The sequence below is a fragment of the Candidatus Eisenbacteria bacterium genome (assembly GCA_005893275.1).
Lineage (GTDB): Bacteria > Eisenbacteria > RBG-16-71-46 > SZUA-252 > SZUA-252 > WS-7.
In genome coordinates, this window is the sequence record VBOW01000081.1 from 1 (window position 1) to 5,445 (window position 5,445).

At 68.3% G+C, this 5,445-nt stretch carries 6 protein-coding genes; 3 read left to right on the forward strand and 3 right to left on the reverse strand.

What is annotated here, in order from left to right:
- Nucleotides 1-17 precede the first annotated feature (17 nt).
- The 3 genes from E6K76_12225 to phoU all read left to right on the forward strand — a co-directional run bounded on the left by E6K76_12225 (nucleotide 18) and on the right by phoU (nucleotide 3,090).
- The gene (locus E6K76_12225; GenBank protein TMQ56722.1) at nucleotides 18-1,394 is read left to right on the forward strand and encodes a HAMP domain-containing protein; all 1,377 of its coding nucleotides are present in this window, start codon (nucleotides 18-20) and stop codon (nucleotides 1,392-1,394) included.
- A gap of 63 nt (nucleotides 1,395-1,457) precedes the next feature.
- A complete protein-coding gene (gene pstB / locus E6K76_12230; protein TMQ56723.1) occupies nucleotides 1,458-2,321 on the forward strand; it encodes a phosphate ABC transporter ATP-binding protein in 864 nt (287 codons plus the stop codon).
- Nucleotides 2,322-2,358: 37 nt separating this feature from the next.
- Nucleotides 2,359-3,090, forward strand: coding sequence for a phosphate signaling complex protein PhoU (phoU, locus tag E6K76_12235; protein TMQ56724.1), 732 nt, complete (start codon nucleotides 2,359-2,361; stop codon nucleotides 3,088-3,090).
- On the opposite strand, the gene pstA is transcribed toward phoU, so the two are convergent.
- From pstA to pstS, 3 genes are all read right to left on the reverse strand, one after another.
- Entirely contained in the window at nucleotides 3,062-3,892 is an 831-nt protein-coding gene (pstA, locus tag E6K76_12240) for a phosphate ABC transporter permease PstA (GenBank protein ID TMQ56727.1), read from the reverse strand. The two genes, phoU and pstA, sit on opposite strands and share 29 nt — an antisense overlap.
- A gap of 32 nt (nucleotides 3,893-3,924) precedes the next feature.
- A complete protein-coding gene (pstC, locus tag E6K76_12245) occupies nucleotides 3,925-4,857 on the reverse strand; it encodes a phosphate ABC transporter permease subunit PstC (GenBank protein ID TMQ56725.1) in 933 nt (310 codons plus the stop codon).
- The coding region (gene pstS / locus E6K76_12250) for a phosphate ABC transporter substrate-binding protein PstS (protein TMQ56726.1) at nucleotides 4,854-5,445 on the reverse strand (592 nt) is incomplete at its 5' end. The genes pstC and pstS, both read right to left, overlap by 4 nt.

Here is a 5,445-nt window from a genome sequence, read left to right on the forward strand (position 1 = left end):
CGGTGCTTCGAATTTCCATGCCCGTGCCCGGCGCCTACGAATTCGGTCGCCGGTGGCAGCGGCATCTCTGGGTCGGCATTGCCGCCGTATTCGCCTTGGTGCTCGGCGGCGGCTACCTCCTTGGCCGCCGTGTGGACCGGCGGCTCCGGAATCTGCGCGAGTCGGCCGAGACTCTCGGGCGCGGGGACTTGAGCGCTCGGGTGGCCGTGGACTCGCACGACGAGCTGGCCGCGCTGGGCCGCATCCTGAACTCGATGGCCGAGCGCCTCGCCGCCAAGCTCTCCGAACTCCGGGCGGAGCGCGACGCGGGGGAAGCGGTGCTCGCCAACCTGAGCCAGGGGATCGCGCTCTTGACGCCGGATCTATCCATCCGCCACGCGAACGACCGCTTCTGGGAGATCGTGGGTACGGAACGCCCTCCGACCCCGGAGGTCCGCCTCGCCGCCACCCGCCAACCGATTCTCGAGGAGATCGCGACCCAGGCGAAACAGCGCGGAACCGCGGTCCGCAGGGAGGTCCCGCTCTACGTCGGCGGGCGCGGCGAGTACGAGATTTCGGTGGCGCCGATCCGGGCCGGAGCGGAATCGGGGGGGTGGCTCCTCTCCATCGAGGACCTGAAACCTGAGAGGACCATGGCGAAGCTGCGCCGGGAGTTCGTCGCCAACGTGTCGCACGAGCTTCGGACGCCGCTCACGTCGATCCGCGGCTACGCCGAGACCCTCCTGCAAGGAGGCCTCGACGACGAGGAGAACCGGTCCCGTTTCGTGGACACGATCCGGAAGCAGGCGGTGCGGCTCGAATCTCTGGTCGAAGACCTCCTCGAGCTGGCCGACCTCGAGCGCCCCGATTCCGCGCTCGACCTCAAGGACTGGGACGTGGGCCAGGTCGTGCGCGACCTGGCCGCGGGCTTCGAGGAATTGGCGATTCGGCGCGGCCTTTCACTCGAGCTCGACGCACGCCCCGGTATCCACGCGCGCATGGACCGCAAGCGGATCGAGGTCGCGCTCCACAACCTCGTCGAGAACGCGATCAAGTACACTGATTCGGGGACCGTTCGCGTCTCGGTGCGAAGCGAGGTGGGGTGGGTGCGGATCGCGGTCCAGGACACCGGCCGCGGGATCGAGCCCGAGCACGTGCCGCGGCTCTTCGAACGCTTCTACCGGGTCGATCGCGGACGATCGCGGGCCGAGGGTGGAACGGGGCTCGGCCTCTCGATCGTGAAGCACGCGATCGAGCTTCACCGTGGGAGGGTAGGCGTCGAAAGCACGCCCGGGCGCGGCAGCACGTTTCGGCTCGAGTTCCCGCAGACAGGTCCGCCCCGAGGAGAGCCCCCCGGGCCGGCCCATGCTTCTCCCCCTCCGCACGCGGCCTCGCAGGGCACCCAGCAGCCGTAACAAAGTTGTAACAAGGCCGTCACCGGCCCGGGGACACGCGCGCTTTAGGCTCTCCCTATGGGCATGGTTACCGAGCACCGCGCCGGCAGCCCCGATCGTCGCGGGCACGCGTTCACGCAGGCGGCAGAGAATCCGAGGCCTGCCCCCGAGGCTCCGGGATCCGGCGCCGATTCGAGGCCGGTGATCGAGGCGCGCGACGTTTCCCTGTGGTACGGCGCGCACCAGGTGCTCCACTCGGTCTCGCTCGCGATCGCGGAGCGGAGAATCGCCGCGATCATCGGCCCATCCGGCTGCGGCAAGTCGACCCTGCTCCGATGCTTCAACCGCATGAACGACCTTTTTCCCCCGGTCCGCTACGGCGGCTCCATTCTGTACGAGGGAACCGACGTCCTCCGGAGCGGGATCGACCTCGTGGAGCTCCGCCGCCGGGTGGGGATGGTGTTCCAGCGCGCGAACCCTTTTCCCATGTCCATCTATCAAAACGTGGCGTACGGACCTCGCCTCTTGGGGGTACGGTCGAGGCGCGAGCTGGAGGAAGCGGTGGAAGGGGCTCTGAAGCAGGCAGCGCTGTGGAGCGAGGTGAAGGACCGGCTGAACCGCCCGGCCCTCGGGCTCTCCGGCGGGCAGCAGCAGCGTCTTTGCATCGCCCGCGCGCTCGCGGTGAATCCGGAGGTGCTGCTGCTGGACGAGCCCGCTTCGGCCCTCGATCCGACCGCGACCGCGAAGATCGAGGAGCTCATCCTCGAGATCCGAAGCGCGATCTCGGTCGTGATCGTCACGCACAACATGCAGCAGGCGGCCCGAATCTCGGATCGGACCGCGTTTCTCATGGAGGGGAAGCTGGTGGAGGAGGGGCCCACGCGGGACCTCTTCACCCACCCCCGGGAGCGCCTGACCGAGGATTACATCACCGGTCGCTTCGGATAGAATCAGGGGAATTGAACTCCGTCGGAGAGGACTGACCATGGAACGACATTTTCATCACGAGCTCGAGGCGCTTCGCGACCGGCTGAGCGAAATGGCCGGGCGCGCCGAAATCGCGCTCGTGAAATCCATGGAGGCCCTGAAGACCCGAAACGCAAGGCTCGCGGAGGAGGTCCGGGCGGAGGATCTGGCGATCGACCGGATCGAGCTGGAGATCGAGAGCCAGTCGCTGAACTTCCTCGGTCTGCAGCAGCCGGTGGCGCGCGACCTGCGATTCCTCGTCGCCGCCATACGGATCTCCAACGACCTGGAACGGATCGGCGACCACGCGGTCAACATCGCCCAGAGCGCCGCCAAGCTGAGCGGCCTGCCCCAGTCCAAGCCGCTCGAGGATCTGCCCATGATGGCCGAGCGCACGATCACCATGCTTCGCGACGCGGTCACGGCATGGCTGAACGGGGACGCCGCCACGGCCAGACGCATCTGCGAGCGGGACGTGGAGATCGACGGCCTCAAGGCGAAGATCTTCGCGAAGCTCTCGGGAGGGATGATCCAGTCGCCCGAGTCGGTGCCGCGCGCCTTGGAGCTGCTGCTCGTGAGCCGGAACCTCGAGCGGGTCGCCGACCTCGCCACGAACATCGCGGAGGAGGCGATCTTCGTGGCCGAAGCCCGCGTGATCAAACACCACGCCGAGGAGGTCGCGGAAGGATCGCCGGGCGGCGGAGTGCCGGGCTCCGGAACCCCTACCGCTGGGCGACCCGCCTCACGGTAAGGCGCAACAGCGCCGAGATCCCCGTCACCATCATCACGAGCACGAGCGCCCCCGTCCAGGCCTGCCGATTCCAGTCGTCGTACGGTGCCCTCGCGTAGTCGAAGACGAAGACGGGCAGCGAAGCGATCGGCTTGTCGAGCGCCGTGGACCAGAACCGATTCCCGAGCGCGGTGAAGAGGAGCGGCGCGGTTTCACCGGCGGCACGGGCCACCGCGAGCATGCTCGCCGTCACGATCCCGGCGCGGGCGGCGGGAATGACCACCTGTTGGGTGACCTTCCAACGTGGCGCGCCGAGCGCCAGCGCCGCCTCGCGGTAGGACTGCGGAACAAGCCGCACCACTTCCTCCGTGGAGCGGATGATCGTCGGAAGCATCAAGATCGCCAGGGCCACGCCCCCCGCCAGCGCGGAAAACCCGCCCATCGGAATCACGACGAGCCCGTACGCGGCCACGCCGACGACAATGGAGGGCACGCCGCCCAGGAGGTCCGCGGTGTATCGCACGAGAGAAGCAAACCGGCCACGGCCGAATTCCGCGAGGTAGACGCCGGCACCGACGCCCACGGGCACCGCCAAGAGAGCGCCGAGACCGACGAGAATCAAAGTGCCGACGATCGCGTTGGCCATGCCGCCGCCGGGCTCACCCACCGGCTTGGGCATCTCGAGGAAAAAGGAAAGGGAGAGCGCCGGCAGGCCCTTCGCGATCAGGTGCCAGAGGATGAGGGCGAGCGGCAGGACGACGATCGCGCCCGCCGCATAGCAGGCGGCGATCACGAGCCGGCTCCAGACCGCGCGCCGGGTGATGTGCCCCGCCGTCCTCGCGAGGGCTGCTCCGCTCACGCCAGCGCCGCGGCCGTGCGCCGCCCCCCGGTGGCCCAGTACACCAGAGCCCGCGCCGCCCCGTTCACCACGATCGTGATCGCGAAGAGCACGAGCGCAATCTCAATGAGGGAGGAGATGTAGAGCGGCGTCGTGGCTTCGGTGAACTCGTTCGCGATGATGCTCGCCATCGTGGCCCCGGGATCCAGAAGCGACGCCGAGATGCGGTTCGTGTTCCCGATCAGCATGGTGACCGCCATCGTCTCCCCGAGCGCCCGACCGAGAGCCAGGATCACCGCGCCCAGGATCCCCGGCCGCGCGGCGCCGAGCGCCACGCCGATCGCCTCAGCGGGCGTCGCGCCGAGGGCGAGAGCCGCCTCTCGGAGCGATCCGGGCGTGGCGAGCAGCACCTCACGCGAGATGGAAACGATCGTCGGAACGATCATGATCGAGAGGACGATCGCCGCGTTCAGCATTCCGATCCCAAACGGATATCCACGGAAAAGCGGCAAGAACCCGAGGTGGGCGATGAGCCACGGCTCGACCGCCCCACGCAGCCAGGGCGCCAGGACGAAAAACCCCCAGATCCCGTAGACGATGCTGGGGATCGCGGCGAGAAGCTCGATGACGAAGGAGACGAGCGCGCCGACGCGGCGAGGTGCGATCTCGGCCAGGTAGACCGCGCTCCCGATTCCGAGCGGGACCGCGATGAGAAGGGCCAGCGCCGAGGAGACGATGGTGCCGTAGACATACGGAAGCGCGCCGAATTTCTCGGACACCGGATCCCACGCGGTGCCCGTGAGAAACCCAAGCCCGAATGTCTTGATCGAGAGCCCCGCGCCCCTCGCCGTCTCGAAGACGATGAGCGCGACGACGACAAAAACGAGGGCTGCCGCGCCGCCCAGGGCGGCGCGGTAGACCCCGTCGGCCGTGATGCGGGCGGATTTCACCGGTCGGCGAGCAGAGGCTTCCCGGCGACGGTGAGCTTGCGCAGCGTTGTCTCGTTCACCTTCACCACGGCGGCCGGCAGTCTGGCGTAGTCGAGCGACGCCGCCACCTCCTGGCCTTCGTGGATCGCCCAATCGATGAACTCGGCGAGCGCACGCCCCTTCACCGGATCCTTCTGATCCTGGTAGACGAGAAGGAACGTGAGCCCGCAGATCGGGTACGCGTCCGGCGCGGGGGAATTCACGATGGGGGTGCGGACGTCTTTCGCGAGGAGCGCCGACGCGCCTTCCGCCGCGGCCGTGGTCGAGGCGAGCGTGGGCTCGACAAAGGTTCCGCTCCTGTTCCGCACGTGCGCCACCGGGAGGTGGTTCTGCTTCGCGTAGGCGAGCTCGATGTAGCCGATCGAGCCCTGTGTCTGACGAATCAGCCCGGACACCCCCTCATTCCCCTTGCCGCCGATTCCGACCGGCCAGCTCACCGACGTGTTCGCGCCCACGAGCTCCTTCCACGGCGCGCTCACCGCGGACAGGTAGGTCGTGAAGATGTTCGTGGTTCCGCTCCCGTCCGAGCGATGCACGGGGAGAATCGGC